The following is a 21,069-nucleotide window of genomic DNA, read 5'->3' on the forward strand; positions in this document are numbered from 1 at the left end:
ATAAAAAAAGCCATCAATTGATGGCTTTTTTAATTTAAATCTTATTTCATCCATTTGGTTACAACGGTTGAAGCACGTTGATATCCAGTTGGGAACAAACGCTGAAGTGCATCAAGAAATTTTGCATCACTACCAATCAATAAACGGCGTTTATTTTTCAAAACGGCATCTAGAATTTGACGAGCTGCTTCTTCTGGTGGAGTACGTAGGAATTTATCAAAGTTTTGAATAGATTTAGCTGGGTCCATACCCAAACTACTCAAACTGTCATTCATTTTTGCAGCTTTAGCAATATTGGTGCGAATGCCTCCCGGATGTACACATAGCGAACTTACGCCACATTTTTCAATGTCTAACTCTTGGCGTAACGATTCGGTAAATCCACGCACTGCAAATTTGGTTGCATTATAGCCAGACTGAGTTGGCTGAGCTGTTAAACCAAATAAGCTCGAAATGTTAATAATGTGCCCATCTTGAGTTTGCTTAATGAACGGTAAAAATTCTTTGGTACCGTAAACCACGCCCCAAAAATTAATTCCAACGATCCACTCTAAATCTTCGTAGCTTGCGCCTTCTACAGTTGAACCTAAAGCGACACCAGCATTGTTAAAAATGAGATTAACAGAGCCATGATCTTGAACGGTTTCCTGTGCCCACTGCTTTACCGCTTCACGATCAGAAACATCCAACTTTTTAGTTGTTACAGTAATATTACTGTACGGTTTTAATAGCTCAACAGTTTTCTCTAAACCCTTTTCATTAATATCACTTAATGAAAGATGGCAGCCTTGTTTCGCCAACAGAATTGCTAATTGTTGCCCAATGCCAGAACCTGCACCTGTGATTGCAGCGACTTTGTTTTTAAAATTTTTCATTGTCCATCCTTTGTTTTTCGATTTGCACAACCGGTTCATTGCATGTGCACTTTAGACTCTTTTAATATAATTTTGACAATATTCATTGTCAATATAGTACACTGTAATTTCAGATAGATTGGCACAATTCTGCTGACAGCTTTATCATAAGCCTCATACTTGCTGAAAAACCGATAAATCAGGAAACCATTTATTTATGGCGACAAACGACTCAACCAATAAAAAGAAAACAAAAACTGCGGGTAAAGAACGCCAGTTCAAAGGATTATCTCTGTCTGAGCGCAAAGAGGCACGCCGCGAAAAACTCATTGAAGCCGGTATTGCGACTTATGGAACCCTTGGCTTTTTTTCAGTGACGGTAAAAGATGTCTGCCAAGAAGCAAAACTCACTGAACGTTATTTTTATGAATCATTTAAAAAGAGTGAGGATTTATTCCAAACTATCTTTTTAAAAATGATTGAAGAATTACAGCAAAACTTAATGCAAGCTGTGATTAAGGCTGCACCCGATCCGGAAAAAATGGTCGATGCAGGGTTAAGAGCGCTACTGACAACCTTAAAAGATGACCCTCGTTTAGCTCGTATCGTCTACGTTGATGCAGTTCTGGTGCAGGAATTACATAATCAGGCAACGATTCAAGAAACCCTTGCCCAGTTTGACCGTATGATTCAAGCGTTCGTTATGCTGACCATGCCGCAAATACAGCACAAGGAAAATGAGCTCTCTTTAATTGCAACGGGCTTAAACGGATATGTGACTCAAATCGCGATTCGATGGGTCATGGGTGGTTTTGAGCAGTCTCTTGAACAAGTTTTAACAGCCTGCCGTATTGTTTTCTTGTCTTTGTTGGCACAAGTTTCAAAATAATATTAAAGTTTTTTGACACTGCTTTAAGGCTAAAAACCTAGCTGGAAGCAAACTGTTAACATATTGAATGGCTTTAAGAAAATTTATGCATCCCTGTCATCATTCGGTCATGTGCTTGCCGTATTTTTGTCACAAATTATTGCTAAATTCGATTTTATAGACTTTTCTGCAATGAAATTGTCATAATTAATCTTTGTAATAAGCCTGTCATAACTACAAAACGGTTCACCGTTAAAATCTACAAGGTATTACGCTGTGAAAGATGACTATATTTTAATTGTCGATGATGAGCTTCCTATTCGTGAAATGATCCATACTTCTTTGGATATGGCAGGCTTTCAATGTTTACAGGCTGAAGATGCCAAACAGGCCCATCAAATTATCGTCGACCAACGTCCAGCACTTATCTTGCTTGATTGGATGTTACCTGGAGGCGTAAGTGGTGTGGATTTATGCCGCCGCTTAAAACGCGATGAAAACCTAGCAGAAATTCCAGTCATTATGCTCACCGCGCGCGGTGAGGAAGACCACAAGGTACAAGGTCTAGATGCCGGTGCAGACGATTATATGACTAAGCCATTTTCAACACGTGAACTGGTTTCTCGTATTAAAGCTGTTTTACGCCGTGCAAATGCGCTAAGCGGTGAAAAAACAATTGATGCCAATGGTTTAATTCTTGATCCTGTAAGCCAACGCGTAAGCTTTGGTAACAGCATTTTAGATATGGGACCAACAGAATATCGCTTGCTTGCATTTTTTATGACCCATCCAGAACGTGCATATACACGTGCCCAGTTGCTCGATCAGGTGTGGGGCGGTAATGTATACATCGAAGACCGTACCATCGATGTACATATCCGTCGTTTGCGTAAAGTGTTAGAACCTTTTGGTGTTGACCGATTTGTTCAAACCGTACGTGGTACAGGTTATCGTTTCTCTACACGTGCAGATTTAGCCGCAGGTTAACCAAAATTTATGTATGAACCCTACCCCGTCCCTGAACAGGTACGTGAACAAAAGCTTTCCCGTTACAGTAGTTTGTGGACGTTTGCTAAACAAGATTTACGACTTTTATTATTTTTCCTGATTATTGCAGGGTTAGTCGGTTTAGGGGTTGGGTATTTCTGGAGCTGTATTTTTATCGCCTTCGTGGTGTTTTTTGCGCTCCAGTTACGTTCTTTATATTTGGTGAATGACTGGATTGCCAACAATCCTTACGATGTTCCTCCCAACCTAAGTGGTATTTGGGGGGCATTATTATTTAATGTGTATCGTGCTCAGCGTCAGGAACGAATTGTTCAGGCCGAAATGGTTGGGCTAATTGACCGTGCCCAATCTTCTTTAGTTGCCCTAGCTGAGGCAGTTGTTTTAATTGATGATCAACATCAAATCGAATGGTGGAACCCAGCCGCAGAGCGTTTACTGGGAATTAGTCCACTTGACCGTGGTCGCAACTTATTAACTATTTTGCGTCAGCCTACTTTTATTGAATATTTTAACAATATTGATCAAGCGCCCGATGGGATTAAACTCCATTCTAATCTTGATGATGACCGTTATGTACAGGTTAAGCTCACACGGTTCGGTGGAGAAAGTCGCTTACTTGTAGCTTACGACGTAACGCGTATGCACAACCTTGAGCAAATGCGTAAGGACTTCGTCGATAATATTTCGCATGAGCTTCGCACCCCCTTAACTGTACTGAGCGGCTATATCGAAACATTTACCGACCAAGAAGATATTAGCCCACGCTGGAAACGTGCATTTGACCAAATGCAATCACAAACAAAACGTATGAATGCGTTAGTGAATGATTTATTGCTGTTATCAAATTTAGAAAATAACAAAAAAATTGCAAAAAATCAGATTATTGAAATGCCGAGCTTAATGAATCAACTGTTTGATGATGCTCAGGCCTACAATGCCGATTATGGCCACACACTCAATTTGCATATTGATAGCCACTGTGACCTGATTGGTTCCGACATGGAAATTGCCAGCGCATTTAGTAATTTAATTACCAATGCCATTAAATACACACCCAAAGGTGGAACCATTACTATTGGCTGGCATGATGACGGTGAACATGCTTACTTTAGCGTACAAGATACCGGTATCGGGATTAACCCGAAACATTTACCGCGTCTGACCGAACGCTTTTATCGCGTAGATAGTGACCGTAGTCGCCAAACAGGTGGAACGGGTTTAGGCCTTGCGATTGTAAAACACGTACTGATGCAGCATGGTGCTTATTTAGACGTCCAATCTAAAGAAAATGAAGGGTCAACCTTTACCGCAGTTTTTCCAAAAGAAAGACTATATAACATGACCTAAAGTTGCCTTCTCACATATAAAAAGCCGACTCTTGAAAAGTCGGCTTTTTTGTCACATTTCAAACTATTTATTTAAAATTAGAGCAATAAGATTTAGTCTGATTTTTTTCTATAATATTTAAAAAGTTGGTGGCAAAAGTACTACTCTGACGCAGTGCATCGCGATGATCTCCCCCATCAATTTTTTGATAAATAGTTGGCTTTTTTGATTTGCATAGCTGTTGGTAATAAGCATATGTCCCTCTCGGGTCAACCAAATGATCTTTAGAACCTTGTACGATCATTAATGGTACGCTAGGCACCATATTTTCAATGGACTGCTGCTTCAGATAAGTCAAAAGAGGTCTTAAATCTGCATTAGCTTTAAATATATTAGAAGGAGATTTCTTCAAGTCAGATTGAAGTTCAGATAAACAGCGGCTACGTGCTTGCGTTAGTACAGTGTTCATTTCGGGACTAACTAAATTTTCAGGGACAATACTTGGTTCTGCTGCTTGCGCTCCCAATAACACAATCGGGAAGAAAGCTGCCACACTAGGTTCTGGGTTCGGATTAGTTTTTACATATTCTGCAATACCTTCATATTGATAGCCACCTGGCGCAAGCGCAATCGCTCCTTTTAAATCTAGTTCAGGTGCATCTTTTTGCCCATAAGCCGCCACGGCAATAGCAGCAGCTCCGCCTTGGCTATGGCCCATCACTAGCCATTGTTTATTAAAATCTTTTGGCTTAACTGCATGTAACGCTCGTACGGCATCTACCACCGTGTGCAGTTGGCTCTTGGCATTCATATAAGGATGTGCACCTAGCGTACCTAATCCCTGATAATCGGGTGCAACGACCGCATAGCCGCGTGCAAGCCAAGAATCTAAAGCTTTGGAAGCAACTTCTTGATAAGAATGAACAGGGCCACCTACATAGTCACCAGAAGGTGCACAGGTGTCAGCAACTCCGGTCGTGCCATGCGCCCAAGCCAGTATAGGCCAGCCATTTTTTGGAGGCGTTCCTTTTGGTAATAAAATAAATGCTGAGGCAACGATAGGTTCACCATTCACACCTCGACTACGATAATTGACCAGCAAACGTTGATCTGCATGAGGAAATAAACTCGTCACATCTTGTTGTTCAATGGACAGTATAGAACCCGGTTTTTCACTCACTATTTGCTTACTCAAGTCTGTCATTGGAGTAGCCATAGCAGAACCGGATGCCAAACAAATACTGCTCAATAAAAATTTTAATAAAGAATTACTTTTTTTAATCAAGGGATTACTCCTCTACTTTCTAATCATCATTTCAAATTGAACTTATAAAGAATATGCCCCTATTGCATATAACGAACCCAACAAGAGGCAAATGAAAGAACTCACATACCAAAATAGATCACTATTTCCACTAAATCTAGCCTTTAACCATGGAAATGCCAAACCACGCAAAATAAATGGAATGGCAACTAGAGAAATAATCATTTTTTCAAATGGTAAATTCATAAAACGAGTTGCTGCGCAAAAAGCATAGAAAGAGAAAATACAAAGAATAAAACCTACAGCTATAGCCATAAAATTCGGGTACCAATGCCCTTTTTCGACCATCTGAACAATACTTTTCCCAGCCCCTAAAAACCGAAAACCATTTGCTCCCCAAAACACGCAAATAAAATGAAGTAACGCGGCCACAAAAGTCAAAACCGAAGCAAAATATAGGCTAATGATAGGAGTTTGGGACATTTTATTCTCTTAGTAAGTATTTATAATGAGTTGAAAATTTATTTACTGATAAACATTATATTTAAAAATATAGTTAATTATAAAAATGTGAATAAAAAAAGAGAGCAAATGCTCTCTTTTTTTATTATTTATGAGTTAAATCGTGTGGCCCATACGTTCGCCCATGACAACAACTGACTCGGCTTTAAAACGTTTTTCCCACTCGATTTTATCTTTTTCAAATAAAATAATAGCAGTAGAACCTAAATAAAAACGACCAAGCTCCGCACCTTTCTCTAGCTTCAACTGATGATGCTGTAATTCGATACGACCCGATGGTTTTACTTTACCTGTTGCCACAGTTTCAATACCTGCAACAATCATAGCGCCGACTAAAACAACAGCCATACGACCAAGTTCAGTATCAAACAAGCAAACCATACGCTCATTACGGGCAAATAAACCCGGTACATTTTCAGCAGTCACCTGATTTACTGAAAATAACTCACCCGGTACATATAAAGTTTCAGTTAATGTGCCTGAAAATGGCATATGAACACGGTGATAATCGCGTGGAGACAAATAAACCGTTGCAAACTCACCTTCTTGGAAAGGTTGAGCAAGTTGTGGGTCACCAATTAATTTTTCTACAGAGAAACTTTGGCCTTTTGCCTGAAAAACTTCGCCAGCAGTAATTTTACCAATTTGAGAAATTGCGCCATCTGCTGGTGAAACAATACTAACTGGGTTTTCATCAACCAGTCGTACGCCATCTTTCAATGCACGAGTAAAGAAATCATTAAAAGATTTATATTTAAGTGCATTGCCTTGTTCAGCAATCGACAAGTCAATACCGTATTTGGTTTTAAATGCATGAATAACCGCAGCTTTTAATACCGGATTTTCACTTGCAGCAACTTTACCCACCACACGGCTTAACTGATGCTGAGGAACAAGATTTTGTGCCTTAATAAATAATTCTTTTTTTAAGCGAGATGTAAAACTCAAGACGGCGATTCTCCAGTAATGATAGGACTATCGAGGCGATTGCCCCATTCACTCCACGCACCATCATAGGCTTTTGCTTCCCAACCCAAAAGTCTAGCCAAAATATAGGCCAAACCAGAACGGTGATGTGACTGGCAGTATACGACTACAGGTTGTTTTAAATCGAACCCAAGTTGTTCAAGACGCTGCCGCGTGCGTTCAAGCGGATGCAATTTTAGATGATTTTGTCGATTAAGTGCAGTACTCCATTCAAAATGGAGTGCATTTGGGATGTGACCACCGCGTCGCGCTGCTAAACGAACACCGCTGTACTCATCAATCGTTCTGCAATCCCACAATTGAATGCTTTCTTGTTCAACCTGTTTACGTAATTCTTCATAGTTCACTCGGAACTGTGCAGCATGTGATAAATCAATCTGGATTAAATCATCAACTCGAGGCAGTTCTTCAACCTCAGCTGTAGTCGGTAAACCTGCCCCAAGCCATGCATGAATACCGCCATTAATTAAACTCGTACGTGTAAATCCTAAGCAATGCAAATTCCAGATTAAACGTCCTGCCCATGCTCCACCTTCATCATCGTAGACCACTACATGGTGATTTGGTGAAATATTCAATTTTTCAATGAGGGCTTGTAAACCTGCTTCATCTGGCAAAATACCAGTGGCTTCTTCATGCTGAGCGACCAACCATTTAGGCTGTATATGAATTGCATGTGGAATATGGAGCTGCTCATAAACTGATGCACGACTCAAATCTACAATACGGATATATTCATTGCCTAAATAAGGCACTAACTCTTCTGCTTCTATTAATAAATCGAGTTTAAAATCAGGGAGTGTCATCGTCATGGTTACTTTTTATACCAGCTTAATTTCATCTTAGCATAAGCTTATATCTATCAAACTCTGATTTTCTGCTACCGTTTAGCAGAAAATCAGATATAAACATTCACAAGCATTAAGTAGCTGCCAAACTGTCAGACTACATTGTGATTAAACAGCTTCATCAAGTTCTTCAATTTGGAAAACCTGACGTAAATAAGCCAAGAACGTATCGTTATCAGTCATGGTTTTGCCAGGGCTATCCGAAATTTTAGCAACCGACTGGCCATTACACTCAACCAGTTTCAATACAATATTGAGCGGTGTTTGGCCCATGTCATTAGTCAAATTCGTACCAATACCGAAACTCACCTGAAAACGGTCTTTGAAATATTGATGTAGCTCCCAAGCCTTTGGCAAATTAAGGCCATCACTAAAGGTCAACATTTTAGTTTTGGTGTCAATTTTTAATTTACGGTAGTGCGCATAAGCCTTATCACCCCATTCATATGGGTCACCACTGTCATGACGTAAGCCATCAAATAGTTTGGCAAAATACAGGTCAAAATCACGTAAGAAAGCGTCCATCCCAACAACGTCAGTCAAAGCAATTCCCAAGTCTCCACGATATTCTTGAACCCATGTTTCTAAAGCAGCTTTTTGAAAATCACGTAAACGGACATCAAGCGCCTGAAACGCCTGCAAGAATTCATGTGCCATGGTTCCAATTGGCGTGATATTTAATTCTTTAGCCAGCAAAACATTACTTGTTCCACGAAATACATTTGGCACAGTTTTATGAAATGCAGCAACTACATGTTTTTGCCATTCAAAACTATACCGACGGCGTGTACCAAAATCAGAAACTAAAAATGGAGGGTCATTCGGCTGTTGAGATTTTTCGTACTGCTGAATCAATTCAAGCTTTGCTTGTAAACGTCGTTCGCCTTCCGCCCAAACTTCGTCTGTTTTAATGCGGCTAAAATATAATTCATTTACAATCGCTAAAACAAAAATCTCGAACATCATGGCCTGAACCATTGGCCCTTCAATCCGAATATCTAGTCGACCTTCATTATCAATACTGGCCTGAATAAAACGTCGTTTAAGTTGGAATAATTCTAAATAATCGACAAAGTCGCTTTTAATAAAGCGTAATTTTCTTAAATATTGTAGTTCGTCTTCTTTATATTTGAGATTACATAAATGGTCGAGTTGCTCGTTTAAGTCATCCAAAATATCCACTAATGGATAAACAGTATCTTCTAAATTTCTGCAACGAAAATGGTAGACACTATGTGTTTGCGGGAATTTATGCAAAACCACTTGTAGCATCGTAAATTTGTACAAGTCTGTATCAAGTAAAGAATGGATAATTGGAGACATAGTCAATGATTATTCGCTTGCTTCTTAGCATTAAAGCATATTTTTATAGATGAATTATGAGCTTTTATACCATTGTTGCAACTCCATGAAATTTCCTTTTAAAAATCATTTAAATTAATTTCTGCTAAACTGCATCAATTCAAATAATTGCAGAAACTCTCTCTAACAATGCGCGCTTTAATACAACGAGTTCTTGAAGCTAAAGTGGTGGTAGACGGTGAAACGACCGGTGAAATCCAGAATGGCTTATTGGTTTTTTTAGGAATTGGCCGAGACGATACTTTAGCCACAGGTCAGAAGCTTATCGATAAGATTTTGAAATATCGTATTTTTGATGATGAGCAAGGCAAAATGGGCTGGAATGTATCTCAAGCAAATGGCGGAGTCCTGCTTGTCTCTCAGTTCACGCTCATGGCACAAACCCAAAAAGGCTTACGTCCAGACTTTGGTCCAGCCATGCCACCGAGCGACGCAAAAGCACTTTATGAACAGTTGGTTGAATATACCCGTTCACAGTTTGAAAATGTTCAAACAGGTATTTTTGCTGCTGATATGAAAGTACACCTCATTAATGATGGACCAGTTACTTTCAATTTAGAAGTTGAAGCATAGATATAAAAAAACTCCCGATCGGGAGTTTTTTTTTAAGTCCTAACGACCAGTCTTTTCTTTAATAAAAGCACGCGCCTGACGTACTTTATCTTTTACTGGTTTTGGTAATTTTGGTGGAATCAATTTAGCTGCCTGGTTAAACCAAACAAGTAGGCTGAAATCGCCTTCCATTTTGATACTACCCTCTTGCATACCCGTCATGAATGCAGTTGGGTCGCCTTTGAGTAAGGTTTTTACACCTTGTTCACTATTTGCAAACTGCAAAATAAAGTCAGCTTTTTCAGGTGAGCCAGCGACTGTATCGATATGGCCATGATTAATAATAATTTGGCGAGCCACACCTAAATCAGTACCAATTTGAATGCGGAATGCGCGGTCATGCACTAGCTCAATAAACTTAGGACTTGTACGTGCCAACTGTTTCATACGCAGTGCCAAACCTGCTACCAATAAATCTAACGGGTCTGTACTGACATCAACAAGTGGTAACTTGACTACAGGTATAGAAGAAAGTTTCATGAACATTCACGCCTATTGTATTTTTATGAAAACCTTGGGGCAAAACTCAGCAAGGGCTCCCCATTGCCTGTTTTGTGCATCGACTGATGATATTCTAATTGGCAACGCAATCTATATATGAAACGTCAACAGACCAGCCTATCGTAGCATAACTGGCTATTTTTTAATAAATGCTTTGTATAATAAAAATCATGTTTTCGTAAATAAAAAAGGCATGCTGTGCATACCTTTTTACCGTTAGATAACAATTTAATTATCGGCTAGAACATTGCTGCTGATCATCTTCATATACTGGCGTATGTTCTATATATTGGCGATTTGCCAAAGCCTTCTGTGCCTGTTTATCCTCACGTAATAAAATAAATGTGACCATTACCATCGCTAGACTTAGTGCAGTTAAATAACTATATGTGACTGGCATTTCAAAAGTGACTTGAACTCCAAAACGGACCACTTCCAATAGCCCCCAAAAAAACATCCCTGCAAGCATAAAACCAAGCCAACGACGGTAAGGAGAAAAGAACACAGCAACAAGCGCGACAGCAATTAAGCTGAGTCCGGCGATAGCGGCAAAATTCGCTGTTACCATAGAAACCTCCGTCTTAATGAAAACGTCTAAAAACATTCGGTCTGAACACCAGACCTCATTCCAAAAACAACTTTAATTCATGATTTGTGTTGAAGCTTAGAAAGCATTATGGATGTTTTTTTTTAGAAAAAAAGACCTGTTATTTGTCGAAGCGACATACTTTGTCGCAACATTCTTTTGTCATTACATTTTTGCAAATTTAAAAAAGTTCTACTTCCTATATGGCGTCAATTCTGGCGTGTCATTACAAAAAACTATGCTGTTTTTTTGCCTCAAAATAAGTTTTTTTCAGTTTTTTTTATTGCCTTTTTTCTGTGCATCATTTTGTCATAACTTGCTTGTTTTTATGACTATTCTGCATAAAAAAAGCGCTACTCTTGAGCAGCGCTTAATGATTGTTCAGTATTATTTAGGCACGGCTTAAATCTTTGTCATGCATACCGAGTAAATACAAGACACCATCTAAACCAACGCTTGAAATCGCCTGATTGGCATTTTGACGAACAAGCGGTTTAGCACGATATGCGACACCAAGACCCGCAATCGCAAGCATTGGTAAATCATTTGCGCCATCACCAACAGCCATCGCTTGCTCTAGTGAAATACCAAGTTTGTTGGCAAGCTCACGCAGCAACTCTGCTTTACGCGCACCATCAACAATTATACCTTTTACTTCACCTGTTACAACGCCATCTTGTACATCTAAAACGTTGGCATGAACTTCATCAATACCTAATTTAGCTTGTAAATATTCAGCAAAATACTGGAAACCACCAGATAAAATTGCCGTTTTATATCCAAGTGCTTTTAAAGTCGAAATAAGGCGTTCCGCACCTTCGGTAATGGTCAAACGCTCAGCAATTTTAGGTAAAACAGATGCATCAAGACCTTTTAATAATGCAACACGTGCACGGAAACTTTGTTGGAAGTCCAACTCACCTTGCATTGCTCTTTCAGTAATTTCAGCTACTTGCGCGCCTACCCCTGCTTCAAGCGCCAATTCATCAATCACTTCTTGTTCAATTAAAGTTGAATCCATATCGAAACACACTAAACGGCGATTACGTCGATAAGCGTTATCTTCTTGAACAGCGACATCAATATTTAATTCGCTTGAAAGAAGTAAACAAGCAGCACGCATCGCTTGTGCATCTAAAGTTGGACCACTACTTAAACCAAACTGAACACAGGCACGACGAGGCAAGGTACTGTCTTTTTCAAGGTCTACACGGCCAGATAAACGGGTGACAGTTTCAATGTTAAAGCCTTGTGTAGACACAATTTGTGTAACTGCTTGTAAATGTGCAGCAGTCAGTTCAGGCGCTAAAGCAGTGACGATATAACGGGTTCGTCCACCTTCGCTTACCCATTGATCGTATTCTGTGCCCGAGATTGGTTTAAAGCGCACTGTTAAGCCAATATCATGTGCTAAAATCAAAATCTCTTTCATTGCCAACGCTGTCGCAGTTTCATTTTCAGAGGCGACCACGATGCCCAATGTCAGTTGATTATGAATAACGGCCTGACCTACATCCAGTATTTGCAATGAATGTACGGATAGTACTTGCATTAATCGGGTAAACTGGTTTGGTTGGTCCGGTCCTAAAAAGGATATAAGAATGATTTCTCGCATGAATTGACTCTAGTCTGAGTGACAACTATTGTAAGAATCATAATCGAATTTCAATATAATTGCCTTGGAAGTTTAACTTGATTGCGCCTAGACAAGGGCTATTTGCTAGCCTACTGATCATTAGTTTTGCATTGCATACCTTTTTATTGGTGATTGCAACGACACACCAGCTCAATGAAAACCGTGCGAGTCAAGGTCAGCTCATGACCAGTCAACTCGTAGCAGACAGCTTATCTGAGCTTGAACCTGCCAATACGGTATCTTTGGCGCTTATTGCCAATCGCTATGCGACCAATCCAAGTGTGGCATCTATCCGTATTCTTGATGCCAATAAACAAGTTTTGGCAACAAGCGGCATGTCAAAAACTCGCGAAGGTGAAATTTTTGTTCGTGATGCTCTTCAAAACGAGAAGAAAGTCGGTTCTATTGAAATTACGCTTATTCAACCAAGTATTGGGGAAATTCTTCGTACCCAATGGCTTGCGATTTTAGCTTCACTGTTCCTACATATTTTATTATGGCTTGCTTACCGTGCTATCGCTCGTCCAACCCGTAGCGAATACTTGGCCCGTATTAACGAAGAAAATCGTTTAAAACATGAGATTCAAGAGTTAACTCAAGCACTCGCACTAGAAAAGCAAAATACAGTGACCTTGGTCGCACAAGCTCAGCAGCAAGCTAAAGCTAAACCACTGGTTCGTACACAACCAGAAAAAAGCGCTGAGTCTCCAGATCAAGATACCTTGGCACTTAATATTCAGTTTTATGACCCTAAACAGTTGTTAAGTAGCGTTAACCAGTCTGTTTCTGTTCCTTACTTTAAACTTTGTCAGCTCTTTTTAAATAAAAGTATTGAGCTATGCACGAAGCATTATCATTTAAAGTCTACAGATATTGAGGTAGTAGATGAGTTCCATGCCGAAGGCGCAACACTCGCAATCTCAACTTCACATGCACACGCTGTAGAGTGCCTACTTATGGTAGGTACAGTGTTCCAATTACTGTCAGACGTTTTATATAAGCGTTACCGTGAAGATAAACGCTTTGCACTGCAAACCCGTAGTGCCGTGTGTCATGCTGTAGAAGCAATGCAAATTGATGCCAAAGAAGCTGCTCAGCGTTTAGCACAACATCTTCATGCGAAAGAGTCTGCACTTTATCTTGATAATGATCAGCTTAAAGCGATTCAAGACAGCTATCAGCTTGTTGCTATGCCAAACCCAAGTAATGTCATGACTCGCCATGCATTTATGATTAACGGCATGAATGCTGAATGTGCAGAGCTTGCGCAAAATATTCGAACTGAAATTTTGATGGGCAAAAAATCAATTCCACAAAATGATAGCCCAAGTAGTGCAGCTTCTTAAAAGTCATTGTGCGCATTTAAACCTAGCCAAAAGGCTAGGTTTTTTTTATTTAAATTCATGGTATTTAGTTTAAATAATTTTATTCTCTTATGATTTATTCAGATAAATAAATCCAGATCTATTATGTCTCGTTATAAATTTGGATAAATCAGAATCATAGGCAAAATTCTATAAACAGCGTAAACTATGCGAAATTTATTCAATAGAAATTGTCTTACGACAAAAAAAGGTGAAAGCGAATGCCGCTGAGTCGTGTTGAAGATCTTGTCGCCGATATTCGTGCAGGCAAAATGGTTATTTTGATGGATGACGAAGATCGCGAAAATGAAGGTGATCTTGTCATGGCAGCAACGCATGTTCGTCCTGAAGATATTAACTTCATGATTACACATGCACGTGGTCTAGTTTGCCTAACGTTAAGCCGTGAGCGCTGTAAACAGTTAAATCTTCCTTTGATGGTTGATCAGAATGGTGCTCAGCATAGTACAAACTTTACGTTATCGATCGAAGCAGCTGAAGGTATTACAACGGGTATTTCAGCAGCAGAGCGTGCACATACAATTCAAACGGCTGTCGCAGCGCATGCAAAACCAAGCGATATCGTACAACCGGGCCACATTTTCCCACTCATGGCTCAGCCAGGTGGTGTTTTACATCGTGCAGGTCATACCGAAGCAGGCTGTGATTTAACACGTCTAGCGGGCTTTGAACCTGCATCTGTGATTTGTGAAATCATCAATGAAGATGGCACAATGGCACGCCGTGCAGATTTAGAAATTTTTGCCGAGAAGCATGGCCTAAAAATTGGTACAATTGCCGACTTAATTCACTACCGTATGACGAATGAGCAAACTGTAGAACGTCTGGATCAAAAAACGATTCAAACAGAATACGGATCATTTGAGCTCTATCGCTATCGCGAGATCGGTAACCCGGACATTCATTTGGCTTTAGTTAAAGGCGAGCCAAAAGAAGGTGTTACAACGGTACGTGTACACGGTTTCAGCCCAATTCGTGATTTGCTTAAGCTGAATAAGGCTGACGGCGAACCTGCTTGGAATCTTGACCGTGCACTACAGACGATCGCAGCAAGTGACCGCGGCGTTTTAGTCTGGATCGGACAAGATCATTTGCAAGACTTGGGACCAGCGTTGGATGATTTAAACAAGCCAAAACCGGTGAAATCCAATGCAGCACTTTCACATCAATATCAAACGATTGGTGTAGGTGCTCAAATTTTGCGTGATTTAGGTGTTGAAAAAATGAAGCTTCTGAGCTCACCATTACGTTTCAATGCCTTATCTGGCTTTAATTTAGAAGTAGTGGAATATGTCACTGCTGATCAAATCACAACGAAATAATCGAGGTTGCTATGGCAATTCGCCGTATTGAAGGTTTATTACATCTCGCAAGCGAAGGTCGTTATGCGATTTTAGTGGGTCGTTTCAACAGCTTTGTTGTTGAACACTTATTGGAAGGCGCGATCGACACATTAAAACGTCACGGCGTAAATGAAGATAACATTACTGTTATTCACGCTCCTGGCGCTTGGGAACTCCCGATCGTTGCTAAAAAATTAGCTACATCAAACCAGTTTGACGCCATCATTGCTCTTGGTGCAGTGATTCGTGGCAGCACACCTCACTTTGACTTTGTTGCTGGTGAATGTGCAAAAGGTTTAGGTGTAGTTGCGTTAGAAAGCAGCTTGCCTGTTATCAATGGTGTATTAACTACTGACAGCATCGAGCAAGCAATCGAACGCTCAGGTACAAAAGCAGGAAACAAAGGTAGCGAAGCTGCTTTAACTGCAATTGAAATGGTTAATTTATTAAAGGCAATTTAAAGCATGTCTCAAACACTGCAAGCCGCTTATGCAGCAAAACGCAAAGCACGTCGTTTTGCTGTACAAGGTATTTATGAATGGCAAATGAGTCACAACCCTGTACACGAAATTGAAGCACGTACCCGTGCTGAAAATGCAATGCACAAGGTCGACTTAAGCTATTATCACGAACTACTTACTCAAGTCATCGCTCAGCACGAAGACCTTGATGCGTTACTTATTCCGGTACTTGACCGTGAAATTGACGCACTTGATGGTGTAGAGCTTGCGACTTTACGTTTAGGTGCTTACGAGTTACGTGATCATTTAGAAATTCCATACCGTGTGGTACTTGATGAAGCAATCGAACTCGCTAAACATTTTGGCGGAGCAGACAGTCATAAATACATCAATGGTGTATTAGACCGCCTAAGTTCGACACTGCGTAGCGCAGAAAAACAACAAGCAAACTAATAGGCTTGGTGTTCTATGGCTGAGTTTTCAATTATTGACCAGTACTTTAATCGGCAGTCAAACCCCGATGTCGCGCTTGGTATTGGTGATGACTCAGCCTTAATCACTCCTCCTCCAAATCAACAACTGGTGATCTGTGCAGATACACTTGTTGCCGGACGTCATTTCCCTCTTGAAACCTCACCTCATGCGATTGGCTGGAAAAGTGTTGCTGTAAATCTTTCAGATATTGCCGCAATGGGTGCCAAACCGCACAGTATTTTACTAGCAATCAGCTTGCCTCAAGTTGACCATGAGTGGCTTAAAGGGTTTAGTCAGGGAATCTATGACTGTTGTAATCAATTTGGTGTTGCCTTAATTGGTGGAGATACCACTCAAGGCCCACATCTCACCATTACCGTTACCGCAATGGGCTGGATTGAAACCGGAAAAGCCGTGTTACGTTCAGGCGCAAAAGTTGGTGATTATGTATGTGTGAGCGGACAGGTAGGTGATGCAGCCTACGGTTTACAGCACTTGGGCCATCCTCTACAGCAAAGACTCGACTATCCGACACCACGCTGTCAGCTTGGACAAGAGCTAAAAGGCCTTGCCTCTAGCATGATTGATGTGTCAGATGGCTTAGCGCAAGATTTAGGACATATTTTAAAAGCATCCAAGGTTGGAGCCCGACTCGTCTTGGAAAAATTACCTGTTGACCCTGTATTGCAACAATTAAAAGAACAACAACGTTGGCAGTATGCACTTGCAGGTGGTGATGACTACGAATTATGTTTTACAATAACACCGCAAAATTATGGAAAACTTTTGCAAAAACAACTGGACGTTAAGATTACAATGATCGGACAGATCGTTGAGCAAACAAAACTAACTTTTGAGCATTTGGGTTCAGATTACCCATTGCAAATTCATGGATACCAACACTTTGCATAAACCGCCGATTCATTTTAAGAACATGTCTTGGTTCAACCGCTGCATCGTTTTCTGTGGGGTTGGTTTTGGATCTGGTCTCGCTCCTAAAGCACCCGGTACTTTTGGTTCTGCTTTTGCCTTACTTTTCATTCCTATCTGGTTATCTCTCGGATTTACCTTAAGTTTAATCGCTATTCTCATCATGTCCTTGGTGGGAATTTATATTTGTGGTCAAACGGCAAAAGTCCTTGATGTTCATGATGATGGGCGAATTGTTTGGGATGAATTTGCAGGACAATCAATTACTCTTCTGCCTTTAATATTTTTTAATATAATGTCGTTACAATGGGCACTAATTGGTTTTTGCTTATTCCGCCTGTTTGATGTTTGGAAACCTTGGCCAATCCGTGTTGCCGACCAGAAAGTTGCTGGCGGTTTCGGAATTATGCTGGATGACATCATTGCAGGGCTTTGGGCGGCACTCTGTATCATCATATTTATTACTTTCTGGGGCGTAACGCCATTTAAGTAGGTTTACTCATGTCAACTACCGTCATTATCCTAGCTGCAGGCAAAGGAACGCGAATGCGTTCACAACTACCTAAAGTATTGCAACCTTTAGCTGGTCGCCCACTCCTAGGACATGTTATTAAGACAGCAAAACAACTATTAGCAAAAAATATCATTACCATTTATGGACATGGCGGCGATCACGTAAAACAGACGTTTGCACAAGAAAACATTCAATGGGTTGAACAAGCAGAACAATTAGGTACAGGTCATGCTGTACAAATGACTTTACCGGTACTTCCTAAAGACGGTATTTCATTAATTTTATACGGTGATGTTCCTTTAGTTCGTCAAACAACGCTAGAGCAACTTGTTGAAGTATCAAGTAAAACCGGTATTGGCATGATTACTTTACATGTCGATAACCCAACAGGTTATGGCCGTATTGTTCGCCAAGACGGAAAAATTCAAGCGATTGTTGAACATAAAGATGCAACTGATGCTCAGCGCCAAATTCAAGAAATCAACACAGGTATTTACTGTGTCAGCAATGCAAAACTTCATGAATGGTTGCCTAAGCTTTCTAATGAAAACGCGCAAGGCGAATACTATTTAACTGACATCGTTGCGATGGCAGTTGCAGATGGCTTAGAAATTGCCTCCATTCAACCAGAACTTGCTTTTGAAGTTGAAGGGGTTAATGACCGCTTACAACTTGCGGCACTTGAGCGCGATTTTCAGCAACAGCAAGCAAAAGAACTTATGCAACAAGGCGTAACTTTTGCCGACCCTGCTCGTTTCGATTTACGTGGTTCTGTGAAAGTTGGACACGATGTCCGTATTGACGTAAATGTCATTATTGAAGGTGACTGTGAACTCGGTGACTTTGTAGAAATCGGTGCTGGTTGTATTTTGAAAAATACAAAAATTGCAGCGGGAACTAAAGTTCAGCCTTATAGTGTTTTTGATGGTGCAATTGTTGGTGAAAACACCCAAATTGGTCCATTTGCACGCTTACGCCCAGGCGCTAAATTGGCAAACGAAGTACACATTGGTAACTTCGTTGAAGTCAAAAACACAACCATTGGTCTTGGAAGTAAAGCCAATCATTTCACCTACTTAGGTGATGCCGAGATCGGTGCTGACTCAAATATTGGGGCAGGTACAATTACCTGCAATTATGATGGTGCAAATAAACACAAAACCACTATTGGCGATGCAGTCTTTATCGGTTCTAATAGCTCGCTGGTTGCGCCTGTGACTATTGGAAATGGAGCAACAGTCGGTGCGGGTTCTGTGATTACGAAAGATGTGGCTGAACAAAGTCTCTCCTTTGAACGTGCTCAACAAATTTCTAAGGCAAATTATCAACGTCCCCAAAAGCGTGAAAAATAAGAGGATTGAATTATGTGTGGTATCGTCGGAGGCGTTGCAGAGCGTTGTGTAACCGAAATTTTAATTGAAGGTTTAAAACGTCTTGAATATCGCGGTTATGATTCAGCAGGCGTTGCTGTACTGAATAATGAAGAAGTTTTACGTGAGCGTCGTGTAGGTAAGGTGATTAATCTTGCCGATGCAGTTGCTGATCAGCAGCTCACTGGGGTAGTTGGTATTGCTCATACACGTTGGGCAACACATGGTAAACCAACTGAAAATAATGCTCACCCGCACATGTCGGGTAAAGTGGCAGTCGTACACAACGGTATTATCGAAAACTATCAAGAGCTTAAAGATGACCTTCAAGCTTTAGGATATGTATTTACCTCTCAAACAGATACAGAAGTTGTCGCTCACTTAGTTGCAGAAGCACTAAAAAGCACTGACAGCTTACTTGAAGCAGTACAATCTGTTGTTCCTCAGCTTAAAGGTGCATATGCACTGGGTATTATTCATAGCGATTACCCAGATGAGTTAATCACTGTACGCGAAGGTTCACCACTTGTGATTGGTGTAGGTATTGGTGAGAACTTTATTAGTTCAGACCAACTTGCGCTTTTACCTGTGACTAACCGTTTTATGTATTTAGAAGAAGGTGATATTGCTCGCCTGACTCGTACTTCAATTGAAGTATTTGCAAACGGTGAACTTGTTGAACGTCCAGTGAAAGAGCTTGACGCAACGGTAAGCAATGCTTCAAAAGGTGAATACAAGCACTACATGCTCAAAGAGATTTATGAGCAACCAGAAGCAATTAAACAAACGATTTCTCAAGCACTGGATGGCAACAGCTTACGCGAAGACTTCTTGCAAAATGCTGAAGCAGACTTTAGCAAAGTTCAAAGCGTACAGATTATTGCATGTGGTACAAGTTATCATTCAGGTATGATCGCGAAATATTGGTTTGAACAACTGATTGGCGTGCCTTGCCAAGTTGAAATCGCAAGTGAATTCCGCTATCGCACACCTGTGATTGTTGAAAATACGCTCTATATCTGTATTTCTCAATCAGGTGAAACAGCCGATACTTTAGCTGCATTACGTGAAACTCAAAAACGTGCCAAAGCAAACAATATCGATATTCAAACTTTGACTATCTGTAACGTTGCGACGTCTTCAATGGTACGTGAAACTGATCACCACTTATTGACCCTTGCTGGGCCTGAAATTGGTGTTGCATCAACTAAAGCGTTCACGACTCAGCTTGCTGCACTTATGCTACTCGTCTTAAAAATTGGACAAGTAAAACAGCGTATTAGCAATGCCATGATTGAAGAGATTGCTCGCGAATTGTGGCACAGCCCGAAAGTAATTCTTGATACGCTTAAGAATGATGCTGAAATTTTACGTTTATCAGAATTGTTTGTTGAAAAACAACACTGTTTATTCTTAGGCCGCGGCACACACTATCCAATCGCTTTGGAAGGTGCGTTAAAGCTCAAAGAAATTTCATATATTCATGCAGAAGGTTATGCGGCTGGTGAGTTAAAACATGGGCCATTGGCACTTGTTGATACTGAAATGCCAATCGTGATTCTTGCGCCAAACGATGAAATGCTTGATAAGCTTAAGTCAAATATGGAAGAAGTTCAGGCGCGTGGCGGTGAATTATTCGTATTCGCTGATGAAAATAGCGGCGTAGTAGAAAAAGATCGTCAACACGTTGTACAAATTCCGGCAGTAAACGAATGGCTCGCTCCAATCATTTATAGCGTACCAGTTCAGTTGTTGTCTTATCACGTTGCTGTATTACGTGGTACAGACGTTGACCAGCCACGTAACTTGGCGAAATCAGTAACTGTAGAGTAATTCAAAAAAGATCATTATTAAGGCATCACTTGCTTTAATAACTGATTGATTAAGCCCGATATGTAACGCATATCGGGCTTTTTTATTGCCTGATTCAAAGGATTCATATAAAACAGATATAAAAATGTAAAAACTGATGGCAATCCTAGATGGGTAGCCGAAGTTAGTTTCCAGCTTAATAAACAAAACATTATCATCTTAGAGGCTGATACTTCTGATAATAAGAAACTACTTTCAACTCGTGTTTTATCACTTAAAGATAGAAATCATTGCAATACTACTAATCATGCCAAAGTACTTGAGCTAGTAGTTACTCGATGTTTATGTTAGCCAAAAGAAATCTTTAAAAACCTGCTATAAAAAATAAAGCTTCGAATATCAGCAA

The 21,069-nt window shown here is 40.3% G+C and carries 22 protein-coding genes; 13 read left to right on the forward strand and 9 right to left on the reverse strand.

Annotated elements, in window-relative coordinates; all coding sequences use genetic code 11:
• Positions 1 to 41: 41 nt before the first annotated feature.
• A complete protein-coding gene (locus J671_RS19930; RefSeq protein ID WP_002053911.1) occupies positions 42 to 875 on the reverse strand; it encodes an SDR family NAD(P)-dependent oxidoreductase in 834 nt (277 codons plus the stop codon).
• Positions 876 to 1,071: 196 nt separating this feature from the next.
• Here J671_RS19930 and J671_RS19935 point away from each other — a divergent pair, with 196 nt between their 5' ends.
• From J671_RS19935 to phoR, 3 genes are all read left to right on the forward strand, one after another.
• Positions 1,072 to 1,743 (forward strand): TetR/AcrR family transcriptional regulator, encoded by a 672-nt coding sequence (locus J671_RS19935; protein WP_002053829.1) that lies wholly within the window; start codon positions 1,072 to 1,074, stop codon positions 1,741 to 1,743.
• 255 nt (positions 1,744 to 1,998) lie between these two features.
• Positions 1,999 to 2,709 (forward strand): phosphate regulon transcriptional regulator PhoB, encoded by a 711-nt coding sequence (gene phoB / locus J671_RS19940; RefSeq protein ID WP_000650776.1) that lies wholly within the window; start codon positions 1,999 to 2,001, stop codon positions 2,707 to 2,709.
• Between the two features lie 9 nt (positions 2,710 to 2,718).
• Positions 2,719 to 4,077, forward strand: coding sequence for a phosphate regulon sensor histidine kinase PhoR (gene phoR, locus J671_RS19945; protein WP_002053999.1), 1,359 nt, complete (start codon positions 2,719 to 2,721; stop codon positions 4,075 to 4,077).
• Positions 4,078 to 4,144: 67 nt separating this feature from the next.
• Here the strand turns inward: phoR and J671_RS19950 are convergent, their stop codons facing one another.
• The 5 genes from J671_RS19950 to pncB all read right to left on the reverse strand — a co-directional run bounded on the left by J671_RS19950 (position 4,145) and on the right by pncB (position 9,000).
• A complete protein-coding gene (locus J671_RS19950) occupies positions 4,145 to 5,341 on the reverse strand; it encodes an alpha/beta fold hydrolase (protein ID WP_031983175.1) in 1,197 nt (398 codons plus the stop codon).
• Positions 5,342 to 5,383: 42 nt separating this feature from the next.
• Positions 5,384 to 5,803: a hypothetical protein gene (locus tag J671_RS19955; protein ID WP_002053721.1), complete on the reverse strand. Its 420-nt coding sequence runs from the start codon at positions 5,801 to 5,803 to the stop codon at positions 5,384 to 5,386.
• A gap of 135 nt (positions 5,804 to 5,938) precedes the next feature.
• The gene (asd, locus tag J671_RS19960; RefSeq protein ID WP_031983176.1) at positions 5,939 to 6,790 is read right to left on the reverse strand and encodes an archaetidylserine decarboxylase; all 852 of its coding nucleotides are present in this window, start codon (positions 6,788 to 6,790) and stop codon (positions 5,939 to 5,941) included.
• Positions 6,787 to 7,635: a sulfurtransferase gene (locus J671_RS19965; RefSeq protein WP_031983177.1), complete on the reverse strand. Its 849-nt coding sequence runs from the start codon at positions 7,633 to 7,635 to the stop codon at positions 6,787 to 6,789. The genes asd and J671_RS19965 overlap by 4 nt, the downstream gene beginning before the upstream one ends.
• Before the next feature lie 150 nt (positions 7,636 to 7,785).
• On the reverse strand, positions 7,786 to 9,000 hold the full coding sequence (pncB, locus tag J671_RS19970; protein ID WP_004711411.1) for a nicotinate phosphoribosyltransferase: 1,215 nt from the start codon (positions 8,998 to 9,000) through the stop codon (positions 7,786 to 7,788).
• 168 nt (positions 9,001 to 9,168) lie between these two features.
• On the opposite strand from pncB, the gene dtd reads away from it, so the two are divergent.
• The gene (dtd, locus tag J671_RS19975) at positions 9,169 to 9,612 is read left to right on the forward strand and encodes a D-aminoacyl-tRNA deacylase (RefSeq protein WP_006581428.1); all 444 of its coding nucleotides are present in this window, start codon (positions 9,169 to 9,171) and stop codon (positions 9,610 to 9,612) included.
• Between the two features lie 39 nt (positions 9,613 to 9,651).
• On the opposite strand, the gene J671_RS19980 is transcribed toward dtd, so the two are convergent.
• The 3 genes from J671_RS19980 to serB all read right to left on the reverse strand — a co-directional run bounded on the left by J671_RS19980 (position 9,652) and on the right by serB (position 12,353).
• Positions 9,652 to 10,131 (reverse strand): hypothetical protein, encoded by a 480-nt coding sequence (locus J671_RS19980; protein WP_031983179.1) that lies wholly within the window; start codon positions 10,129 to 10,131, stop codon positions 9,652 to 9,654.
• Positions 10,132 to 10,384: 253 nt separating this feature from the next.
• The gene (aciT, locus tag J671_RS19985) at positions 10,385 to 10,720 is read right to left on the reverse strand and encodes a ciprofloxacin tolerance protein AciT (protein ID WP_002054010.1); all 336 of its coding nucleotides are present in this window, start codon (positions 10,718 to 10,720) and stop codon (positions 10,385 to 10,387) included.
• 409 nt (positions 10,721 to 11,129) lie between these two features.
• On the reverse strand, positions 11,130 to 12,353 hold the full coding sequence (gene serB, locus J671_RS19990; RefSeq protein ID WP_031983180.1) for a phosphoserine phosphatase SerB: 1,224 nt from the start codon (positions 12,351 to 12,353) through the stop codon (positions 11,130 to 11,132).
• Between the two features lie 59 nt (positions 12,354 to 12,412).
• Between serB and J671_RS19995 the strand changes: the two genes are divergently transcribed.
• From J671_RS19995 to J671_RS25980, 9 genes are all read left to right on the forward strand, one after another.
• Positions 12,413 to 13,720: a hypothetical protein gene (locus tag J671_RS19995; RefSeq protein ID WP_079377159.1), complete on the forward strand. Its 1,308-nt coding sequence runs from the start codon at positions 12,413 to 12,415 to the stop codon at positions 13,718 to 13,720.
• A gap of 239 nt (positions 13,721 to 13,959) precedes the next feature.
• On the forward strand, positions 13,960 to 15,081 hold the full coding sequence (ribBA, locus tag J671_RS20000; RefSeq protein WP_002053756.1) for a bifunctional 3,4-dihydroxy-2-butanone-4-phosphate synthase/GTP cyclohydrolase II: 1,122 nt from the start codon (positions 13,960 to 13,962) through the stop codon (positions 15,079 to 15,081).
• Positions 15,082 to 15,092: 11 nt separating this feature from the next.
• Positions 15,093 to 15,563, forward strand: coding sequence for a 6,7-dimethyl-8-ribityllumazine synthase (gene ribE / locus J671_RS20005; protein ID WP_001007829.1), 471 nt, complete (start codon positions 15,093 to 15,095; stop codon positions 15,561 to 15,563).
• Positions 15,564 to 15,566: 3 nt separating this feature from the next.
• A complete protein-coding gene (nusB, locus tag J671_RS20010) occupies positions 15,567 to 16,016 on the forward strand; it encodes a transcription antitermination factor NusB (RefSeq protein WP_002053850.1) in 450 nt (149 codons plus the stop codon).
• 15 nt (positions 16,017 to 16,031) lie between these two features.
• Positions 16,032 to 16,949, forward strand: a complete 918-nt coding sequence (gene thiL, locus J671_RS20015) for a thiamine-phosphate kinase (protein ID WP_031983181.1) — start codon at positions 16,032 to 16,034, stop codon at positions 16,947 to 16,949.
• Positions 16,927 to 17,460 carry a phosphatidylglycerophosphatase A gene (locus J671_RS0104940; RefSeq protein ID WP_004711405.1) on the forward strand — a complete coding sequence of 178 codons (534 nt, stop codon included), beginning with the start codon at positions 16,927 to 16,929 and terminating at the stop codon, positions 17,458 to 17,460. Before thiL ends, J671_RS0104940 begins: the two co-directional genes overlap by 23 nt.
• 8 nt (positions 17,461 to 17,468) lie before the next feature.
• Positions 17,469 to 18,833, forward strand: coding sequence for a bifunctional UDP-N-acetylglucosamine diphosphorylase/glucosamine-1-phosphate N-acetyltransferase GlmU (glmU, locus tag J671_RS20020; RefSeq protein WP_004884978.1), 1,365 nt, complete (start codon positions 17,469 to 17,471; stop codon positions 18,831 to 18,833).
• 12 nt (positions 18,834 to 18,845) lie between these two features.
• Positions 18,846 to 20,684 (forward strand): glutamine--fructose-6-phosphate transaminase (isomerizing), encoded by a 1,839-nt coding sequence (gene glmS, locus J671_RS20025; RefSeq protein ID WP_031983182.1) that lies wholly within the window; start codon positions 18,846 to 18,848, stop codon positions 20,682 to 20,684.
• Positions 20,685 to 20,873: 189 nt separating this feature from the next.
• Positions 20,874 to 21,014 (forward strand): Tn7-like element transposition protein TnsE, encoded by a 141-nt coding sequence (locus J671_RS25980; RefSeq protein ID WP_371864247.1) that lies wholly within the window; start codon positions 20,874 to 20,876, stop codon positions 21,012 to 21,014.
• Positions 21,015 to 21,069: the final 55 nt, after the last annotated feature.

It is taken from the genome of Acinetobacter sp. 1130196, from assembly GCF_000588095.1.
GTDB lineage: Bacteria > Pseudomonadota > Gammaproteobacteria > Pseudomonadales > Moraxellaceae > Acinetobacter > Acinetobacter nosocomialis.

Excerpts from the sequence above, each read along its gene's own strand:
- J671_RS19930 (WP_002053911.1), bottom strand. The coding sequence starts at position 875 with ATGAAAAATTTTAAAAACAAAGTCGCTGCAATCACAGGTGCAGGTTCT.
- J671_RS19935 (WP_002053829.1), top strand. The coding sequence starts at position 1,072 with ATGGCGACAAACGACTCAACCAATAAAAAGAAAACAAAAACTGCGGGT.
- phoR (WP_002053999.1), top strand. The coding sequence starts at position 2,719 with ATGTATGAACCCTACCCCGTCCCTGAACAGGTACGTGAACAAAAGCTT.
- J671_RS19955 (WP_002053721.1), bottom strand. The coding sequence starts at position 5,803 with ATGTCCCAAACTCCTATCATTAGCCTATATTTTGCTTCGGTTTTGACT.
- J671_RS19965 (WP_031983177.1), bottom strand. The coding sequence starts at position 7,635 with ATGACACTCCCTGATTTTAAACTCGATTTATTAATAGAAGCAGAAGAG.
- pncB (WP_004711411.1), bottom strand. The coding sequence starts at position 9,000 with ATGTCTCCAATTATCCATTCTTTACTTGATACAGACTTGTACAAATTT.
- dtd (WP_006581428.1), top strand. The coding sequence starts at position 9,169 with ATGCGCGCTTTAATACAACGAGTTCTTGAAGCTAAAGTGGTGGTAGAC.
- J671_RS19980 (WP_031983179.1), bottom strand. The coding sequence starts at position 10,131 with ATGAAACTTTCTTCTATACCTGTAGTCAAGTTACCACTTGTTGATGTC.
- aciT (WP_002054010.1), bottom strand. The coding sequence starts at position 10,720 with ATGGTAACAGCGAATTTTGCCGCTATCGCCGGACTCAGCTTAATTGCT.
- serB (WP_031983180.1), bottom strand. The coding sequence starts at position 12,353 with ATGCGAGAAATCATTCTTATATCCTTTTTAGGACCGGACCAACCAAAC.
- ribBA (WP_002053756.1), top strand. The coding sequence starts at position 13,960 with ATGCCGCTGAGTCGTGTTGAAGATCTTGTCGCCGATATTCGTGCAGGC.
- ribE (WP_001007829.1), top strand. The coding sequence starts at position 15,093 with ATGGCAATTCGCCGTATTGAAGGTTTATTACATCTCGCAAGCGAAGGT.
- nusB (WP_002053850.1), top strand. The coding sequence starts at position 15,567 with ATGTCTCAAACACTGCAAGCCGCTTATGCAGCAAAACGCAAAGCACGT.
- thiL (WP_031983181.1), top strand. The coding sequence starts at position 16,032 with ATGGCTGAGTTTTCAATTATTGACCAGTACTTTAATCGGCAGTCAAAC.
- J671_RS0104940 (WP_004711405.1), top strand. The coding sequence starts at position 16,927 with ATGGATACCAACACTTTGCATAAACCGCCGATTCATTTTAAGAACATG.
- glmU (WP_004884978.1), top strand. The coding sequence starts at position 17,469 with ATGTCAACTACCGTCATTATCCTAGCTGCAGGCAAAGGAACGCGAATG.
- glmS (WP_031983182.1), top strand. The coding sequence starts at position 18,846 with ATGTGTGGTATCGTCGGAGGCGTTGCAGAGCGTTGTGTAACCGAAATT.